Origin of the sequence: Acidiphilium sp. AL, assembly GCF_025499445.1 — a bacterium.
Taxonomy (GTDB): Bacteria; Pseudomonadota; Alphaproteobacteria; order Acetobacterales; family Acetobacteraceae; genus Acidiphilium; species Acidiphilium iwatense.
Genome location: NZ_JAIMBZ010000013.1, coordinates 13,983 through 31,126 on the forward strand (window position 1 = coordinate 13,983; position 17,144 = coordinate 31,126).

The following is a 17,144-nucleotide window of genomic DNA, read 5'->3' on the forward strand; positions in this document are numbered from 1 at the left end:
TCCACCCCCCAACGCGCGTGTAGAGCACGGGGCGTCGGCAATCCCGCCATCGTGTGGCGGGGAATGACACGAGCGGACAGATATGTCCGAATTAGGCTTGCCTTAACATTGCCTCTTGGCGCATCTTGTCATGGTGAAGGCCGCTGATCTTGTCCGATTGATCGAGCGCTATGCGATCCGCAACGGAGTCGAATATCGAACTGAATTAGGCAAGGGTAGTCACCGCAAGATATGGCTTGACGGTTACCGAAGCTTGGTGCCGTTTCACTCCGGCGATATGCCAATCGGCACCTAACAAAGCAATCTTGCGGCAACTGGGTGAACCGCGCCGGGAATCCTGGAGGCTCCAACTCTTGAGTAGGATGGAGCAATGGAAAAGCGGAAGACATCGAACAGATATTCACCTGAGGTCCGCGAACGCGCGGTGCGGATGGTGCTGGAGCATGGCAAGGATCATGCTTCGCAATGGGAGGCGATCGGTTCGATAGCGCCGAAGATCGGCTGCACGACGGAGACGCTGAGAGGGTGGGTTCGCCGGGTGGAGCGCGACCAGGGGATACGGCCCGGCCCTACGAGTGCTGACCAGGAGCGGATCTAATCTCTGGAGCGGGAGGTCCGGGAGCTGCGCCAGGCGAATGAGATCCTGCGCAAGGCATCGGCTTATTTTGCTCAGGCGGAGCTCGACCGCCGGTACAAGCCATGATCGCGTTCATCGACGCGCATCGCGAAGTCCACGGTGTCGAGCCGATCTGCGAGGTTCTGCCGATCGCGCCGTCGACCTACCGTGCGCATGCCGCTCGCCGTGCCAACCCGGGCCGCCTGCCGCCGCGCGCCAAACGGGACATCCAGCTGCGGCCCGAGATCCGCCGGGTGTGGGATGAGAATTTCCAGGTCTATGGTGTGCGCAAGGTCTGGCGGTTGATGGCCAGGGTGCACAAGAACGCCGCGGTCGTCGCATTGGCCAACAAGCTGGCGCGGATTGCGTGGGCCGTCCTACGCCACGGCGACAAATTTGACGCGAAAGCCGTTGGTGTGACGGCGTGACCGAAATCGACCGGTGCTGATATGATGATCGGCTAACCGGTCCATGATGTTTGCGGGTGGTGGAAGAAAGATGGCCTGACAGTCGATCGGTGTTCTGGAAATCTGCTAGACCCAATGGCGGACTTGACGCCGTCGAAGTTATGAGAACCAGAGCGCGCGGATCTCCATCGTGGCCGGGAGCTTACTCCGAGGCCGGATACGTTGACGCAGACTACACGGTTCATCTGACAAAAAACTACTTGCAGACGGGGCGGGCCATACGTTGGGTCAGGCATTGCTTCGATAAACCCGCGCATCCGATCCCGCAGACCCGCCTCGATCGGGTCGAACCAAGCCGTCCCATCAAACAGGCTGCCTTCCGGCGGCGTTGTGCTATTCTTCTCCATGGCGGAGGCAGCAAAGGTTCCGTCGGCGTAGCCGATGGAAAGCTGCCGGAGGTGTGATCTCCATCGGCGCTCGAACGCCGAGTCTGGTGGTTGAACTCACCCGGAGATTACGCCACCCAGAATTTCCACACACGCCGCGACGCCACCACGTCAATTCCAACATAATACTCTATGGTTGTTCCTCGATGATGCTTGGGGCCGACCCATTCGGACCCCGTTCAACACACCATCACTCTGGGGGACAGCCACCACGCCGCCTATAGCTTTGGCCGCCGGCCCATTACGGCATCTGGGAATCCTTCAAAGCATGAACATGCCGTGGCTTACGCAGACTGATTGCCCGGTAAGCGCATTGGTGGGAAACGAAGCTAAAAACACCGCAACTTCAGCTAGTTCTGATTCAGTTGTAAATTCGCCGTCGACGGTATGCTGAAGAAAAACCTCTTCTAGGGCTTGCTCTTCAGGAACACCCCGTTCCCGGGCGAGAGCGGGAATTTGACGTTCGATCAGTCCTGTGCGCACGACTCCAGGACAAATGGCGTTTGCACGTAATCCGTATGATGCACCCTCTTTCGCCAGGGTTCGGCATAAGCCGATTAGGCCATGTTTAGCCACGACATAAGGCCCCTTCTGCACCGAAGACATATAAGAATGAACCGAACCCATCAAAATAATGCTGCCTCCGCGCTTCCGGGCGCGGATATGCCGAAGGCAAGCTTTTGTGGTTAGGAAGGCTCCATCCAAGTGCACAGCAAGCACCCTCTTCCAGTTTTCGAAGGTTAAATCGGCGATCGTATCGAGATGTTGGGTGCCCGCATTCGAAACTAGGATGTCTATCCCCTCGAATTCTATCGCAACCCTATCGGTCACTTCGTTGACCTGTACCTCGTTCGTAACGTCCATTCGCTGGGCGATCGCGATACCGCCGTCCAGTCTAATTTCGCGGGCGGTCGTCTCGGCCCCACTCATATCGACATCAGCAACACAAACGTTTGCTCCTTCTCGGGCAAAAACAACCGCGATTTTCTTGCCTATTCCGGCCCCTGCGCCTGTTACAATAGCAGATTTATTCTTGAGTCTCATTCTTGGCCTCCCTTAAGGGAAATGATCTGCGACAAATCCTTACTAACTGGTTGGTATTGGCACATCACTGTCGGCATTGGTCCGGCGTCATAGGCTGCCGAACTCGCCACCCGACTCAACCAATCACGGGACGTTATCAAATTTGAGCAAAATAGTCTTCGCCCATCGCAAGGGATGCGTGGGTTCCCGTCTACTGCGCCGTGCTCATCTGCATCATTGCTCGTGCTTCTTCAGGTGTGGCAATTTCGCGCCCTAGCTCGCGAGCGATGCGAACTGCACGTTCAACCAATTGCGCATTGCTGACGGCCAAAACCCCTTGGTGATAGTAGACATTGTCCTCGGTCCCGACACGTATGTTACCTCCCATGGCAAGTACCATCATCGAAAGGGGCAACTGGTATCGCCCAATGCAGACTACTTGCCAGCTGCTTCCTTCGGGCAACGCATCGATCATGGTCATTAAATTTTGAGGTGATGCGGGAATGCCGCCATCGATCCCGATCACTAAACTGAAATGCAGCGGGCCGGTCACGACACCGGCATCAACAAGCTTCATAATGTTTGCGATGTGGCTGAGATCGTAGACCTCGAACTCGTTCTGAATCCCACGTTCGTTACACCCTTTGATAAACTGGGTGTTCCAAGCTTTAGAGTTGTCGAATAGGAATTCCGTAAATTTGTGCTGAAAATGGAAAGTTCCAGCATTAACCGTGAGCATATCTGGGCGGGGGGTGAGATTTAGTAGCGCCATCCGTTCTTCTTGCGTGAAGCCTAATCCGGGTCTGTTGGGTCCGTCTACATACCGTACGCCTATCCCATTTCCTACCTGGGTAATCATTGCTCGACACGTGTCGGTGATACCATGGAGGACTTCGTGATATTTATCCAGCGAGGATGTGGTTATCCCTTGCGGATCACGCACGTGCAGATGCGCGATCGACGCCCCTGCATTGTAGCAATCATGCATTGCTTGAACGATCTCTTTTGGTTGCTCGGGTAGCGCCGGATTGGCCTCTTTCCCATGCAGACCGCCGGTAGTTGCGACGGTAATAATCACTTTGTCGAGTTTTGTGACGTCCGGTTTCATCGACTGCTTCCTCCTAGAAGTGAAATATATCGCCCGAACCATCAGCTTCGGGCACACGCAAGAACCGTTGAATTCTGTCGCCTTGCGTGATGACAGAGATTCTCAAGATGTGGCGACTCCCAGGGAATCGTGACGGGCACTCACATGTATTAGATGGTGCTTCGACGACGGATCGACGGAACATGACTGGCACCTGGCCATCATGGTTGAAGGGCATGCTGTTTGGCGGGAAAATTGAATGTGGTGTCGCGCCCCTGCGAGACTGTTGGCTCCACGTGCCAACAGCAGCAGGCAGAAGGAAGGGCACCAAGGCTTATGTGTGCGGCCCCACGGTTACTCCACGGAGGCAAGTCCGAGACCTCCTGAAGGAGTCAACGTGTCCGCGACGAGTTCATCCTCGATATCCGCATCATGCCAAACCGGTTCCGTTCGCATAGCAAGCGTGGCAAGAAGGCCCGCCAGGGGCGCCCCGGCAATTACAATCAATGTATCATAGAAGCCGATAGCGGCCACGAGAACGGGAAAGCTAAAGAACCCACAGATGCTACCGATCCGCACCATGCTTTGGCTCCAGCCATTCCCAACTCCCCGGATACGTGTGGGATACGCTAGTGCTGCCGTAGTGACCGCCAAGGGAGCAGGACCCATCATATGGCCGACTATGAAAGTTCCCATCAAAATTACTGTGAGGGTCACACCCAAATGGCGGCCCCCTGCCCAAAGGGTCAACAAAGACACCAGGACAAGTAAAAAACCAAATATACCAAGGCGGCGAAGTCCAAGTCTTTGTGTATATGCAACAAGTATGCCCGCACCCACAAGACCAATTGCGTTGAAAAGCAGCAGCCCCATAATTGCGTAGAGAAAACTCGCTCCGAAGACTTTAACAACGATCGTTGGAATATTGAACCCGATTGCAAAATATTCCAGACTTTCCGCGATAGCTATAATCGTAACGATCAATGTTGTTCTTAAAAATTGTGGGTGAAATATCTCAAGGAAGTCCACACGTGCACGAGGTGGGGCGTGTTTATCTGCTGGGTCAATTTTTACAAATACCCCGTATGTTCTTTCGAGAATCCGCGCCGCTTCTGGAAGACTAAGGTTACGGGCTGCCCACAGCGGGCTCTCGTCCATGAATCGATATCGGAGCAGCAAGATAACAAACGCTGGCACGGCCCCGAAACCGACAGCAACTCGCCACAAGTTATTGCCGACCCCAGCAAAATAAAACGGGAGTATAATTAGTCCCGTGGACATGGTAGCAACGAGCCATACTACAAGCCAGAGATTAACGGCGCTCCCCCGGCGTCTCTCTGCAACGAATTCGGAAATGAAACTTAGGGCTACGGGGAAATCGAGGCCTACTCCAATACCCATCAAAAAGCGGAAAATAAGCAATATCGCAAAATTAGTCGATAGCGCAGCTCCTATTGCTGCAACGACCAAGCACATAAGATCCACTAAAAACATTCTTAACCGACCAACCTTGTCGGTGAAGTAGCCACCTGAAAGCGCACCCAAAAAAGCACCAAACGCCATAATGGCGGTTACGCCACCCACAGCAAATGGCGTAAGATCAAAGGCTTTTTTTATTTGTACGACGCCAATACCAAGACTCGTGAAATCGTAAGCGTCAATAAAAATCCCACCAAGAGCAATCAGTACTATAGCCCATGTAAAACTACTTTGCCGATGCGAGTTAATGAATCTATTCACATCCATCGGAGAACGAATCACAACTGTTTCCAGCACTTCTCTGTCCCGCATGTTTCGACCCCGTTGCTCCACACGAACTGCCGATCTTGTCCGACTTTACCCAGATCAGATTGCATTCGGCGCATAGATTAATTTTTTCTTGCAGAATGATACCGAAATCGCGTATTGTCAATTCTAATCCATTCTGCGAGATAAAATATCCCGAAAATTTGATTAATTGGTCGCTCAGAATCTGGCGGGAGGATCATACGTTTGGTTCAGAATCTCGGGGCCAGGAGGGCAAAAATGACAGAAGGTGACAGGTCACACATACTTCGAGACGAAAACTTACTCGCGCGGCTCGACAGAATTCCCATCAACCGAACCATTGGGTGGCTAATCGTTCTACTTGGGTTGGTTTGGATTCTCGAGGCATTCGACATTGGCATCATTGCACCGGTCATCCTGCTCCTAAAGTCGAACTGGCATTTGCAGCCGAAAAGCGTGGGCTTGATCGCAAGCTCGGGGACTTTTGGAATCGTTCTTGGCTTGCTTCCCGCGGGCCGGCTTGCCGATATCTATGGCCGCAAGGGAGTACTCATAGCTGGGATTTGCACGTTTTCGATATTCACGATGGTAAGTGCCGATTCCTCTAACTATTATGAATTGGCAATTTTCCGCTTCATCGCGGGCCTTGGCCAAGGTGCGGTCTTCCCGGTTCCCTACCTGCTTCTTTCCGAGTTTGTGAACAAGAAGTGGCGCGGAACAGCGGTGGGCCTATCCAATTCGCTTCTTGGGCTCGCCTACGCACTGAACACGCTCGCAGGAGCCTGGGTACTGAGAGCGTTCCCATCCAATGTTGCGTGGCGTGTGCTACTTCTGATTGGTGCGGCTCCAATCCTCATCGTGCCGGTCATCTGGAAGTTTCTGCCGGAATCACCACGGATTCTACTCAAGAAGGGCAGGCCCGATGCTGTCCAAGCCTTCGTCGAGCGGCTTGAAAATGAAAGTGGATTGCCTCACGATACCACGCTTGTCGACGAGAAATCCCTTCGCGTGCTCCAGGTTACGGAGGGAAGGCGGGTCAGCGTTCTCGATCTTTTGAAGCGCCCCTACTTGCAGCGTTGCTTCGTATCGTTCTCAGCCTTGCTGTCACCTTTCGTCGTGTTCTACGTGATCACGATCTACGGGCCCACGATCCTTCATCGCATGGGGGCGACCAAGCACAATGCCCTTCTCTACACGAGCGCTTTGATCGTGCTGGGCATCATCTCAAATATTCTCGTCGGTCTAGTTGGAGACAAATTCGGCCGCCGGGCCACGCATTTCGTTGTGATGACGATCGCCGCGATCTCAACTGCGGCGCTCGGCCTACAGGACGTGTCCCGAGGGGTGGTTATTCTGGCCGCCGCGTTTACCTGGTTCTTCGTCTACGCCGGCTTTCCGCCCTCGAAGCTCTATATGGCGGAACAGTTCCCGACGAGGTTGCGGGCGACTGGGTCCATGTTCGGAGAGAGCGTGGCGCGATTCTTAACCGGTGTTGTGTTGGTCTACTTTATCCCGATCCTACTGAATACCGTGGGGCTCACGAGATTGTTCGTGATCCTGGCACTGTTGACGGAGTTGTGCTTGATCCCGATCCTGTTCATGGGAACACAAACCTCCGGCATCAGTGTCGAGGAGACAGGGACGGACGTTTCCGTCTATTCGACATCTCGTAGATCGCCGCCGTGAAATTGCCCCCCGGATGGTGTTGGCGATGTCTCGCGGTTGCGAATCTGCTCAACCAGATCGAGTGCTTGATCGGCTTGATGACGGGCGAGCCTAATGGCGATCGAGCACGCGCCGGCGGGGCGTAAGAGTTTCTACGGGAGCTGGCCACAACTCAGCGTGCCGCTTGGCCTGATTGCAGTTGGCCGACAGGCTCGGGCTCAAGCGGGTGTTCGGCGCCGGCTGCCTTCTGATGGCGGTGACGACAGCGATTTCCTTCTGGCTGATGCAGAGCTACGGCCGATCGGAGCCATGGGAGGTGCTGATCGCCACCAGTCTGCTCAGTGCCAATCACAGGGCGCCATGGTATGTCGTGATCTACATGGTGATCTTCAGCCTGATCAGCTTCACCGCGGTGAGCGCGATGCGGTTCGCGCCGGTGGCGCCGAGGCTGGGCGGTGCGGGGACGGGGCGGAGCGTTCCGGTGGCGGGTGCGGAATGACCGGTCAGGCCGCAGCAACGATCCGGAACAGCGGCTGGTCAATCTGCACAAGCTCAGCGTTCTGCGTGTAGATGCGGGTCACAATGCCCTCGGCTTCGGCCAGGATCGTGGTGAAGAGCTTCATCACCTCGATGGTGCAGAGTATGTCGCCTTTCTTTACGGCGCTGCCGACATCGACGAAAGGCGGGTCCTTCGGCGACGGTGCGCGGTAGAACGTGCCGGTCATCGGCGAGCGGAGGATGGCGCCATCCGTGCCGGCATCGGTGTCGGACGACGCAGATGCCACAGCCGGTTTCGCCTCGGCGGGAGGCGGCATCTGCGGCGGCCTTTGCAGCTGCGGCTGCGGGGCCGGCGCACCCGTGCTGCGGCGGACGACGATCTTCGTGTCCGCGAGTTCGACGATCACCTCGTCGCACTGGCTTGCATCGATGATTTTGATGATGTCGGCGACGTCTTTGTAGGTCAGCGCCAATTTTGCCTCCTATTCAGCAAGTCCGAGGATTGAGCGTGCCTCCGCCGGGGTTGCCGACCGGCGATCGTATTCGGCGGCGGCCTCGGCGACAAGCTGCACCAGTTCGGCGTTGCTTGCAGCGAGGCGCGTCTTGTCGAAGCGGACATTGTCTTCGAGGCCGGTGCGGGTGTGGCCGCCGAGTTCGAGACACCAGCGGTTCACTTCGAGCTGATGGCGTGCCATGCCGAGGGCGGACCATGTCGCCGTCGGGCAGAGTGCACGCAGTTCCGAGAGCAGGAATTCGAGGAGGGCGCGGCGGACCGGCATCGCGTTCTTCACCCCCATGACGAACTGGACGTGCAGGGGCTCGGCGATTAGACCGTTCTTCGCGAGTGCGATGGCGTTGTAGAGCATGGCAACATCGAACACCTCGATCTCGGGCTTGATGCCGTAGGTCTGCATTGAGCGACAGAGTTGTTCGATGAAAGCAGGGTCGTTCTCATAGATCTGCGTCGGGAAATTGCAGGACCCGGTGGTGAGCGAGGCCATGTCCGGCTTCAGGTAGAGGCTCGCGCCGCGCTGTGACGCTTCCCGCCCGCGCCCGCCGGTCGAGAACTGAATGATCATGCCGGGGCAGTGCTTGCGCACCCCCTCCTGCACCTGGGCGAAAAGCTCCGGCGAGGAAGACGGATTTTCCTGGGCGTCGCGCACATGGATGTGCACGAGGGCCGAACCGGCCTCGTAGGCGGCGTGGGTGGACTCGATCTGTTCCGTCGGAGTGATGGGGACGGCGGGATTGTCCTTCTTGCGCGGGATCGCGCCCGTGATCGCGGTAGTAATGATGATTGGCTTCATCGTACGAACTTTCGCAATGCAGTGCGCCTATGCGCCGGTTTGTCGGAAATGGAAGGACCGGATCGACGGCCGGTTACTGATCTCTTTCAGCAGGGTCGCCAGTGGCGTGCTCATGATCGGGTATTCCACGTCGATCGGGCCGTTTTCCTTCAAAGCGCGATACTGGGAGTCGTCGTAGAAGGCAGCTAACAGGAGATCGTCGTCCGACGCGAAGGGGCCGCGCGCCGCCCGGATGCGCGCGAGGCCCGGCGGCAGGTCGGCGCCCGGTCGCTCGGTGATCGGTGCCACACCGCGGGTGATCTTGTCGTAGAGATTGGCCTCGATCGTCCCGGCGATCTCACCGTAGCCGCCGCGGACATAGAGACGGATTTCGTCCGGCACGGTATCGTAGCGCTGGCGGCCGTGATCGCGGCCAACGACGTTGAGCACCGCCTGGGTCACGATGTACTGCGCGAAGGGGCTGACGACGATCGGATAGCCGAGATCCTCGCGGACGTGCCAGGCTTCCTCGAGGATATCGTCCAGCCGATCCCGCAGCCCCATCGTTTCGAGCTGGTAGGCGAGGTTGGAGACCATGCCGCCGGGGCATTGGTGGCGGAAGTGGAACTCGTCGTATTCGTTTGGTGTGCCGACGGGTTTGCCTTCCTTCTCGGCGATGTAGACCAGGCGTTCGGCAACCTCGCGGACCGGGGCGAGATCCACTGGCACGTCGTAGCCGCGGCGGCGAAGGTTGGCCGCCACCAGCTCGGTCGGCGAATGGGAGACGCCGTTAGCGAGGGTGGAGGTCGCAGTATGGATCACGTCGACCCCGTGCTCGACTGCCTGAAGCACGACATAAGGGGCGAGGCCGGAATTGCAGTGGGTGTGGATCTGCAGCGGGCGGTCGCCCAGCACGTCCTTGACGGCCGGCACCAGCGTCGCCACCCGTTCCGGCGTCAGCAAGCCGCTGGCATCCTTGAGGAAGATGGCATCGACATCGAGGGCGATGAGCTGACGGGCTTTTTCGGTGTAATAGGCGTCGGTGTGGACCGGGCTGAACGTATAGACCAGCCCGGCCGCGACATAGAGACCATGGCGCTTCGCCGCCCTGACCGGGATTTCGAGATTTCGGATGTCGTTCAGCGCGTCATAGGGCGTATGGTAGCGCATGCCGTTGGCAGCGAACCGCTCAGCCGCGAGTTCCACCACATCATCGGGAAAGAATTCAAACGTAAAGAGGCTCTGGCCACGTGTGTGGACGATGAGCGGCGTTTCCGTGATCCACGAGGAGAGCAGGCGCATCCGTTCCCACGGGTCTTCGCGCAGATAGCGCACTGCGACGTCGAAGACCGCGCCGCCGACGAGGTCGATCGCCTCGAAGCCGGCGCGGTCGAGGCGTGGGGCGATATCGCGCATCATCGCGGTGGTCATGCGCGTCGCCCACAGGCATTGATGCGCGTCGCGCAGGGTGACATCGATCAGGCCGATGCTGCGTTTGCTGTCAGGCACCGGCGAACTCCGTCTCCACCCAGCGCGTATGGACGGAGGCGTTGACGAAGGCGGGGGCGGCCAGCACCTTGCGCAGGAAGGGGATCGTGGTCGCTATGCCGCCCGCTTCGAAGCAGTCGAGCGCGTCGCGCGCGCGGGCGATGCAGTGCGGGCGGTCCTGCCCATGCACGATGAGCTTGCCGATGAGGGAGTCGTAGAAAGGCGGAACCTCGTAGCCGCGATAGGCGTGGCTGTCGATCCGCACGCCGGGCATCGCGGGCGGACGCCAGCATGTGAGCCGGCCCGGCGAGGGCATGAAATTCCGTGCGGGATCTTCGGCGTTAATGCGCAGCTCGATGGCATGGCCCTTTGGCGTGAAAGGCCGGTTGGGGAAGGAGAGCGGCTCGCCGGCGGCGACGCCGAGCTGCTCGGCCACGAGATCGGTGCCGGTGAGCATCTCGGTGACCGGGTGCTCGACCTGGATGCGTGTGTTCATCTCGATGAAGTAGAATTCCCTGGTTTCGGTCTCGTAGATGAACTCGACGGTGCCGGCACCGACATAGCCGATGGCTGATGCGAGCTTCACAGCGGCGGCACAGATCGCCTGGCGGGTCGGTTCGTCGAGCACCGGCGACGGCCCCTCCTCGATCAGCTTCTGGTGGCGCCGCTGCACGCTGCAATCGCGCTCCAGCAGATGCGTCACCCGGCCCTGCGTGTCGCCGAAGACCTGCACCTCGACATGCCGGATCCGGCTAATGAAACGTTCGAGATAGACGCCGCCGTCGCCGAACGCCGCTTCGGCCTCGGCAGTCGCCTGGGCGAAGGCGGCAACGAAGGCCTCCGGCTCCTTCACGACGCGCATGCCTCGGCCGCCACCGCCGGCACGCGCCTTCAGCAGGATGGGGAAACCGACCGATTTTGCCTCCACTGCTGCTGCCGCTGCGTCCAGGAACGCATCCTCGGAACCGGGGACGACGGGGACGCCGTGCTTCAGTGCCGTCCGCCTCGCCTCGGCCTTATCGCCCATCAATTCGATCGCACGGGCGGGCGGTCCAACGAAGGCGATGCCCGCGGCGAGGCAATCGGCGGCGAAGGCGGCGCGTTCGGATAGGAAACCATAGCCTGGGTGCAGCGCATCACACCGCATGGCCTTCGCGACCTCCAGTATGGTTCCCGCATCGAGGTAGCTGCGAGACGCGGCAGCTGGCCCGATCCGCACCGCTTCGTCGGCGGCCCAGACATGGGGGGAGTTTTCGTCGGCATCGGAATAGACCGCGATGGACTGCACCCCGCGCCTGCGGCAGGCCCGGACGATACGTAGCGCGATCTCACCTCTGTTTGCGATCAGGACGCGTTTCACACGATCCCCGGGACGTTGTATCGTTGCTATGGATGTTCGAACGCAGTTTGGACGTAAAAAAACCACATTGCAAGTTTTTATTTATCACCTTATGAGAGAAAAGAATGGCGAAGGTAATAGACCGGAAACTGACCGGGCACGATGACCCGAAACGCCCCGCTCCAGCCGCGGTGTCAGACGTTGCTTACGACGCACCGGGAAAGCGTCAGGCCCCCCTGCCTTCGATGAAGCCTTTCGCCTTCTTGGAAGCGGTGGCCCAGGCCGGGAAACCGCTCGGGATTCTGGAATTCAGTGCGCGGCTCAATATCCCTCAGCCGACGGCGCACCGCATCGTGCACATGCTGATCGACGAAGGGCTGCTCGCGCGCGAGCCGGGAACCCGCCGCTACGGGCCGGGCGACCGGCTGGCGCGGATGGGGATCGACCTGCTCGCGACCTCGGTGCGGCTCGCGCCGAGGCGAGCGATCCTGGAAGAGCTTTCGCGAGCGCTGGGCGAGACCTGCAATCTCGGCGTGCTGTCGGGGAACACTCTCGTCTATCTCGACCGGGTGGAGGCTGCGTGGCCCTTTGGGCTGCGATTCGAGCCCGGCTCACGCGTGCCGCTGCATTGCACGTCGATGGGCAAGCTCTTTCTCAGCCACCTGCCGGCGGAAGGCCGGGGGCGTATCCTGGGGACGGCGCCGCTCTATCGCTACACTGCGAACACGATCGTCGAGATCTCGAGACTCGAAGAGGAGTTGGAACGGATAAAGGCCAGCGGCATTTCCACCGACAACCAGGAATTCCTCGCCGGTGTCGTCTGCGTCGCCGTTCCCATCCGGGAGCCAGGTGGCAAGGTGGTGGCGGCGATCGCGGTATCGGCGCCGGTGGCGCGCATGTCGCTCGAACAGGGGTTGCACCATGTCGACCTGCTGCGGGACGCGGCACGCAGGATCGAAGGGACGTTCTGGGACGCGACGGCGCTGAAGCAGGCACGGCGGCTAAGGCGCACGAGAACGAAAGCCGCTGTCTGAGCGGCGGCGGGAACAAGGACGGCAAGGAATGGCAGACGATCAGGATCCTCTCTTCTCGGTCGCGGGCCTCGCGGTTCTCGTCGCCGGCGGCGCCGGCGGGCTGGGGTTGCCGATTTCGCGGGAACTCTGCCGCCGCGCCGCCCGCGTTGTCATCGCGGATATCGACGAGGGCAAGGCGGCCGCCTGCGCCCGAACGCTCGCGGATGCCGGCGGCTGGGCCGCGGGCATCGGGATCGACGTCGTCGCGACGGAATCCTGCGCGGCGGCGATCCGGCAGGTCGAGGAACGATGCGGCGGGATCGACGGGCTGGTGAATGCGAGCGGGATCTACCGGGTGGCGTCAGCTCTGGAACTTGCCGATGCGGACTGGGAAAGATCGATCGACATCAACCTGACTGGCGCCTTCCGCCTCGCCCGCGCGGCCGGCGCCAGCATGGTGCGGCGAGAGCGGGGGAGTATCGTGACGATCACCTCGGTCTCCAGCCGCGTCGCCAACCGGAATTACGCAGCCTATGCGGCGAGCAAGGCCGGTGCCGCGCATGTGACGCGGGTGCTTGCCACCGAATGGGCGGAAGCGGGCGTGCGGGTCAATGCGCTCGGGCCTGCCGTTACGCCGACGCCGCTGGCGGCGGAGATTGTCAGCGACCCGGCGACGCGGGAGGCGGCCCTTGCCCGGATTCCGATGCGGCGGTTTGGAACGCCGGAAGACCTGCTGGCGACGATCGTGTTCCTTCTGGCGCCGGGAAGCCGGTTCGTCACCGGCCAGGTTCTCTATGTCGACGGCGGCCGGACGATTTCCTGAAGACCGCGTGTGCCGCACGCCTGAATTGGGCGAGCGGCACCGCGTGGCGTGACGGTCAGACCGCGTCGCCCGCGCGCACCTCGTGGCTGCGGGTGGCTTCGGGCTTGTGGCCGATGACCTGCTCCAGTTCCTCCAGCGTCTTGCCCTGGGTTTCCACAGTCGAGGTCAGCTCCGTGACAACGCCGATGAAGGCGACGATGGCGATGATAACGAAGCTGATCGCCTGGCCTTCCCGGTGCAGCAGCACCGGCAGGACATAGGCGCCGACGACGCCGCCGAAGAAGCGCGACACCGCCTCGACCGTCGCGGAACCCGTCGCACGCAGATCGATCGGGTACTGCTCAGCGAAGGACATCTTCAGTGCCGGGAAGGCGCCGGTTCCGAAGAAGGACATGACGCAGGCAAAGAGAACGCTGCTCGTCACCGAGCCGGCTATGGCGAAGAACACCGCGCCGATGCCGGCCGCGCCCATGAAGGTCACATAGGCGGTGCGCCGGCCACGACGTTCGGCCAGCCAGCCATTCGCCAGCTTGCCTGGAATGGCGGCTGCTGTGATGATCGCCGTGAAGATCAGTGAGGTCGCGAACTTGAAGCCGTGGGAGACGAAGATCGTCGGCATATAGGTCATGACGACGTAGAACATGAAGAACACGCCCGTCGCGGAGATACTGCGGGTGATCGTGCGCCCGATCAGCGCCGGCCCGAAAAGCTGAGAAAAGCGGCCTGAGACGACTGTGGGCTCGGCGCCCGGGACCGGGATTTCCGGCGGTGGCAGCGGCCTGCCGGTCGCCTGCAGCGCCTTCGCCTCGAGTTGCGCGATCCCAGCCTCCGCCTCGGCGAGGCGGCCCTTGCGGGCGAGCCAGCGCGGGCTTTCCGGCAGCAGCCAATAGACAGCAGCGGCGTAGATGATCGGGCTCGCGGCGATCATGAAGAAGATGCGCCAGGACATCGTTGGATCGAAGTTCGGGAACACCACGAAGCCGAGCAGCGGCGCGATGAAGTAGCCGATCGACAGACACGCGTCCATGAAGCCGTTGAACATCGTCCTGTGCTGCTTGCGGACGAATTCGCTGACGATGGCATAGGGCAACGGAAAGATCGCGCCCATGCCGAGGCCGGCGGCGAAGCGAACCCAGAGCAGCGAGTGGTACCCCGGCACGAGGCCACAGAGGAAGGTGAAAACGCTGTACCAGACGATGCCGCCGATCAGTATGCGCTTTCGCCCATATCTGTCGGCGAGGCGCCCGGCCGGGATCAGGCCGATGACGACGCCGAAGGTCTGGAACGCGACCAGCGCGCCGACATCGCTCGGCGTCAGGTGCAGGGTCTCGCGCAGCGCGGGTAGCGAGACGCCGAGCGAACCGATGCTCAGCGCCTCGGTGAACCAGGCGAGGCCGGCGATGATGACGATGCGCCACGTGAGCAGCGTGACCGGCAGCCGTTCGAGCCGCGCGGCGATTTCCGCCTGAGCCGCGACCCTTTCTTCCATTCTTATCATTTGTGCGTTCCTCCTTTGTGCCGGCGTGCTTAGGGTCCGAGCCTCGATAAGCGCCGCAACTTGGTTTGAGATATTCAAGGAAGTCGGCGAAGCTTCCGCAGAATGCTTGAGATCCCGTTGTTCAAGTTCGGACCCTTAGCTGGTCGGTGATGGCTCCAGCCTGTGCCTCGTCTGCGGCGTGAGCCGCGCGGCAATAGCCTCGACGATGCCGCGCGGCGTGTCGGCGACGGTGACGCCCGCCGCCTCCAGCGCCGCGCGCTTGCCGGCGTAGCTGCCGGCATTGCCGGCGACGATCGCGCCGGCATGGCCCATGCGGCGGCCCGGCGGCGCGGCGCGGCCGGCGATGAAGGAGACAACAGGCTTCTGCATCGTCGCCGCATAGATCGCCGCTTCTTCCTCCATGCCGCCGCCGATCTCGCCGACCATCACCACTGCCTCGGTCCGCTCGTCGCCGTCGAGTGCCTTCAGCGCGTCGAGCGTGGTCGTGCCGATCATCGGGTCACCGCCGATGCCGACGAAGCTCGACTGGCCGAGCCCGGCGCGGGTGAGGTTGAGGCAGATCAGCGTGCCGAGACTGCCGCTGCGCGAGATCACGCCCACGCATCCCGGCTTGAAGACATTGGCGTTGTGCCCCGGCATGATGCCGACGAAGGCCTCGCCCGGCGTCACCAGCCCAGCGGTGTTAGGGCCGACAATGCACGTACCCGCCGCCTTCGCGCGGGCGAAGACGGTGAGCATGTCATGCGACGGGATGTGTTCGGTCAGCATGACGAGGCCGGAAATACCGGCATCGATCACGTCGAGTGCGGCGGTGCCGGCGAGCGCGGGCGGCACGAACATCACGGCGACGTCTACCGCCATCTTCGCCACAGCCTCCTTCGCCGTGGCGAAGACCGGGAGGTTCAGATGGGTCGTGCCGGCACGCTTCGGATTGACGCCTGCAACGATGCGCGTGCCAGCTTCTTTCATGCGTTCGGACCAGAACGTGCCCTGCCCGCCCGTCATGCCGAGGACGAGGATGCGGTCGGACCGGCGGATGATCGGGAAGCCGCTCATCGGGCGGCCCCGATCGCGGCCTGTACCGCGTCTTCCATCAGATCGAAGGGTTCCACGTTGAATTCCTCCCGGATGAGTGCGACAGCTTCGTCCTCGCCGGTGCCATGCACCGAGAAGAAGACGGGGATTTCGGGTGATAGGCTGCGCCAAGCGTCGATGACGCCGCGGGTCATCACGTCAGTGCGCGCGAAGGCGCCGCAGAAATTGACGACCAGCGAACGCACGCCGGGATTGGAGAGCAGCAGCTTCAGCGCCGGTTCCGCCTTGGTATAGGCATCGCCGCCAATCTCGAGGAAGTTCGCCGGCTTGCCACCCTGATAGGAGACGACGTCCATCGTCGTCATCGTCAGACCCGCGCCGTTGGCGAGAATGCCGACGCCGCCTTCGAGTTCGATAAACTTGAGGCCAAGCGCGGCCGCTTCGGATTCCAGCCTGGTCATCTGGTCCGACGCCGCCACGGCAGCGATGTCCTGCTGGCGGAAAACAGCGGCGTCATCGAGCGAGAACTTGCAGTCGAGCGCTATGACACGGCCATCCTTCAGCTCGGCCAGCGGATTGATCTCGATGAGTTCGGCATCGGTTTCACGGTAACGCCTGTAAAGTGCGACCAGGATATCGGCGATCTTCTCCTGCTGCGCGCCGAGGCCGAGGCCGTTCAGCATCGCCATCGCATCGGCCTTGCCGAAACTGTCCGGCGTGTCGACCAGGTGGCGGCGGATCGCGTCCGGCCTCTCGGCTGCGATCTCCTCGATATCCATGCCGCCTTCTGCGGCGAAAAGCACGAGCGAACCGCGCTCGTGCGGGGCATGCAGGACCGAGATATAGAATTCCCGTGCAATCGGCGCGAGTTGTTCGACCAGCACCGCCTCGGTGCGATGGCCGTCGATCGTCATGCCGATGATCGCCTCGGCCGCCGCGCGGGCTTCCTCTGGCGTCTGCGCCAAGCGGATACCGCCGGCCTTGCCGCGCTTGCCAGCAGGTACCTGTGCCTTGATGACGCAGGGGCCGTGCGACCTTGCGGCGGTGACTACCTCGTCGACAGTGCTGCAGAAGGCACCATCGAGCAGCGGGATGCCGGCGGGTGCGAGGACGAGCGCCTTTGCGTGATGTTCAAGCAGATTCATGGATTTTC

At 60.7% G+C, this 17,144-nt stretch carries 14 protein-coding genes, 1 pseudogene and 1 other annotated feature; of the genes and pseudogenes, 5 read left to right on the top strand and 10 right to left on the bottom strand.

The annotated features are described in order from the left end of the window. Positions 1-370: 370 nt before the first annotated feature. Positions 371-930, top strand: a pseudogene (locus AiwAL_RS09735) (transposase); the annotation flags it as partial. After that, positions 658-774, top strand: a sequence feature (AL1L pseudoknot). (Overlaps the previous pseudogene by 117 nt.) Positions 931-1,730: 800 nt before the next feature. On the opposite strand, the gene AiwAL_RS09745 reads toward AiwAL_RS09735, so the two are convergent. The 3 genes from AiwAL_RS09745 to AiwAL_RS09755 form a co-directional block, all read right to left on the bottom strand. Next, positions 1,731-2,513, bottom strand: a complete 783-nt coding sequence (locus AiwAL_RS09745) for a 3-hydroxybutyrate dehydrogenase (protein ID WP_262312611.1) — start codon at positions 2,511-2,513, stop codon at positions 1,731-1,733. 190 nt (positions 2,514-2,703) lie between these two features. Continuing rightward, on the bottom strand, positions 2,704-3,600 hold the full coding sequence (locus AiwAL_RS09750) for a 3-keto-5-aminohexanoate cleavage protein (RefSeq protein WP_262312612.1): 897 nt from the start codon (positions 3,598-3,600) through the stop codon (positions 2,704-2,706). Between the two features lie 333 nt (positions 3,601-3,933). Continuing rightward, positions 3,934-5,355 carry an MFS transporter gene (locus AiwAL_RS09755; RefSeq protein ID WP_262312613.1) on the bottom strand — a complete coding sequence of 474 codons (1,422 nt, stop codon included), beginning with the start codon at positions 5,353-5,355 and terminating at the stop codon, positions 3,934-3,936. Positions 5,356-5,604: 249 nt separating this feature from the next. Here AiwAL_RS09755 and AiwAL_RS09760 point away from each other — a divergent pair, with 249 nt between their 5' ends. Together AiwAL_RS09760 and AiwAL_RS09765 are read left to right on the top strand one after the other, a co-directional pair. Then, the gene (locus AiwAL_RS09760; protein ID WP_262312614.1) at positions 5,605-7,032 is read left to right on the top strand and encodes an MFS transporter; all 1,428 of its coding nucleotides are present in this window, start codon (positions 5,605-5,607) and stop codon (positions 7,030-7,032) included. 178 nt (positions 7,033-7,210) lie between these two features. Continuing rightward, positions 7,211-7,510 carry a hypothetical protein gene (locus tag AiwAL_RS09765; protein WP_262312615.1) on the top strand — a complete coding sequence of 100 codons (300 nt, stop codon included), beginning with the start codon at positions 7,211-7,213 and terminating at the stop codon, positions 7,508-7,510. A 4-nt stretch (positions 7,511-7,514) separates the two neighbouring features. Here AiwAL_RS09765 and AiwAL_RS09770 read toward each other — a convergent pair whose 3' ends face one another. From AiwAL_RS09770 to AiwAL_RS09785, 4 genes are read right to left on the bottom strand one after another with little or no spacing between them, the layout of a single operon-like run. After that, on the bottom strand, positions 7,515-7,982 hold the full coding sequence (locus AiwAL_RS09770; protein ID WP_262312616.1) for a biotin/lipoyl-containing protein: 468 nt from the start codon (positions 7,980-7,982) through the stop codon (positions 7,515-7,517). A 9-nt stretch (positions 7,983-7,991) separates the two neighbouring features. After that, positions 7,992-8,816 carry a 3-keto-5-aminohexanoate cleavage protein gene (locus AiwAL_RS09775; RefSeq protein WP_262312617.1) on the bottom strand — a complete coding sequence of 275 codons (825 nt, stop codon included), beginning with the start codon at positions 8,814-8,816 and terminating at the stop codon, positions 7,992-7,994. 27 nt (positions 8,817-8,843) lie between these two features. Further along, a complete protein-coding gene (locus tag AiwAL_RS09780; RefSeq protein WP_262312618.1) occupies positions 8,844-10,304 on the bottom strand; it encodes a pyruvate carboxylase subunit B in 1,461 nt (486 codons plus the stop codon). Further along, complete coding sequence (locus AiwAL_RS09785) at positions 10,297-11,643, bottom strand: acetyl/propionyl/methylcrotonyl-CoA carboxylase subunit alpha (protein ID WP_262312619.1); 1,347 nt, start codon at positions 11,641-11,643, stop codon at positions 10,297-10,299. The genes AiwAL_RS09780 and AiwAL_RS09785 overlap by 8 nt, the downstream gene beginning before the upstream one ends. 104 nt (positions 11,644-11,747) lie before the next feature. On the opposite strand from AiwAL_RS09785, the gene AiwAL_RS09790 reads away from it, so the two are divergent. Then, positions 11,748-12,656 carry an IclR family transcriptional regulator gene (locus AiwAL_RS09790; protein ID WP_262312620.1) on the top strand — a complete coding sequence of 303 codons (909 nt, stop codon included), beginning with the start codon at positions 11,748-11,750 and terminating at the stop codon, positions 12,654-12,656. A 28-nt stretch (positions 12,657-12,684) separates the two neighbouring features. After that, positions 12,685-13,458, top strand: coding sequence for an SDR family NAD(P)-dependent oxidoreductase (locus AiwAL_RS09795; protein WP_262312621.1), 774 nt, complete (start codon positions 12,685-12,687; stop codon positions 13,456-13,458). 55 nt (positions 13,459-13,513) lie between these two features. Here AiwAL_RS09795 and AiwAL_RS09800 read toward each other — a convergent pair whose 3' ends face one another. The 3 genes from AiwAL_RS09800 to AiwAL_RS09810 all read right to left on the bottom strand — a co-directional run bounded on the left by AiwAL_RS09800 (position 13,514) and on the right by AiwAL_RS09810 (position 17,136). Then, positions 13,514-14,947, bottom strand: coding sequence for an MFS transporter (locus AiwAL_RS09800; RefSeq protein WP_262312622.1), 1,434 nt, complete (start codon positions 14,945-14,947; stop codon positions 13,514-13,516). Positions 14,948-15,091: 144 nt separating this feature from the next. Further along, a complete protein-coding gene (locus tag AiwAL_RS09805) occupies positions 15,092-16,012 on the bottom strand; it encodes a CoA-binding protein (RefSeq protein ID WP_262312623.1) in 921 nt (306 codons plus the stop codon). Then, complete coding sequence (locus AiwAL_RS09810) at positions 16,009-17,136, bottom strand: succinate--CoA ligase subunit beta (protein WP_262312624.1); 1,128 nt, start codon at positions 17,134-17,136, stop codon at positions 16,009-16,011. Before AiwAL_RS09810 ends, AiwAL_RS09805 begins: the two co-directional genes overlap by 4 nt. Positions 17,137-17,144: the final 8 nt, after the last annotated feature.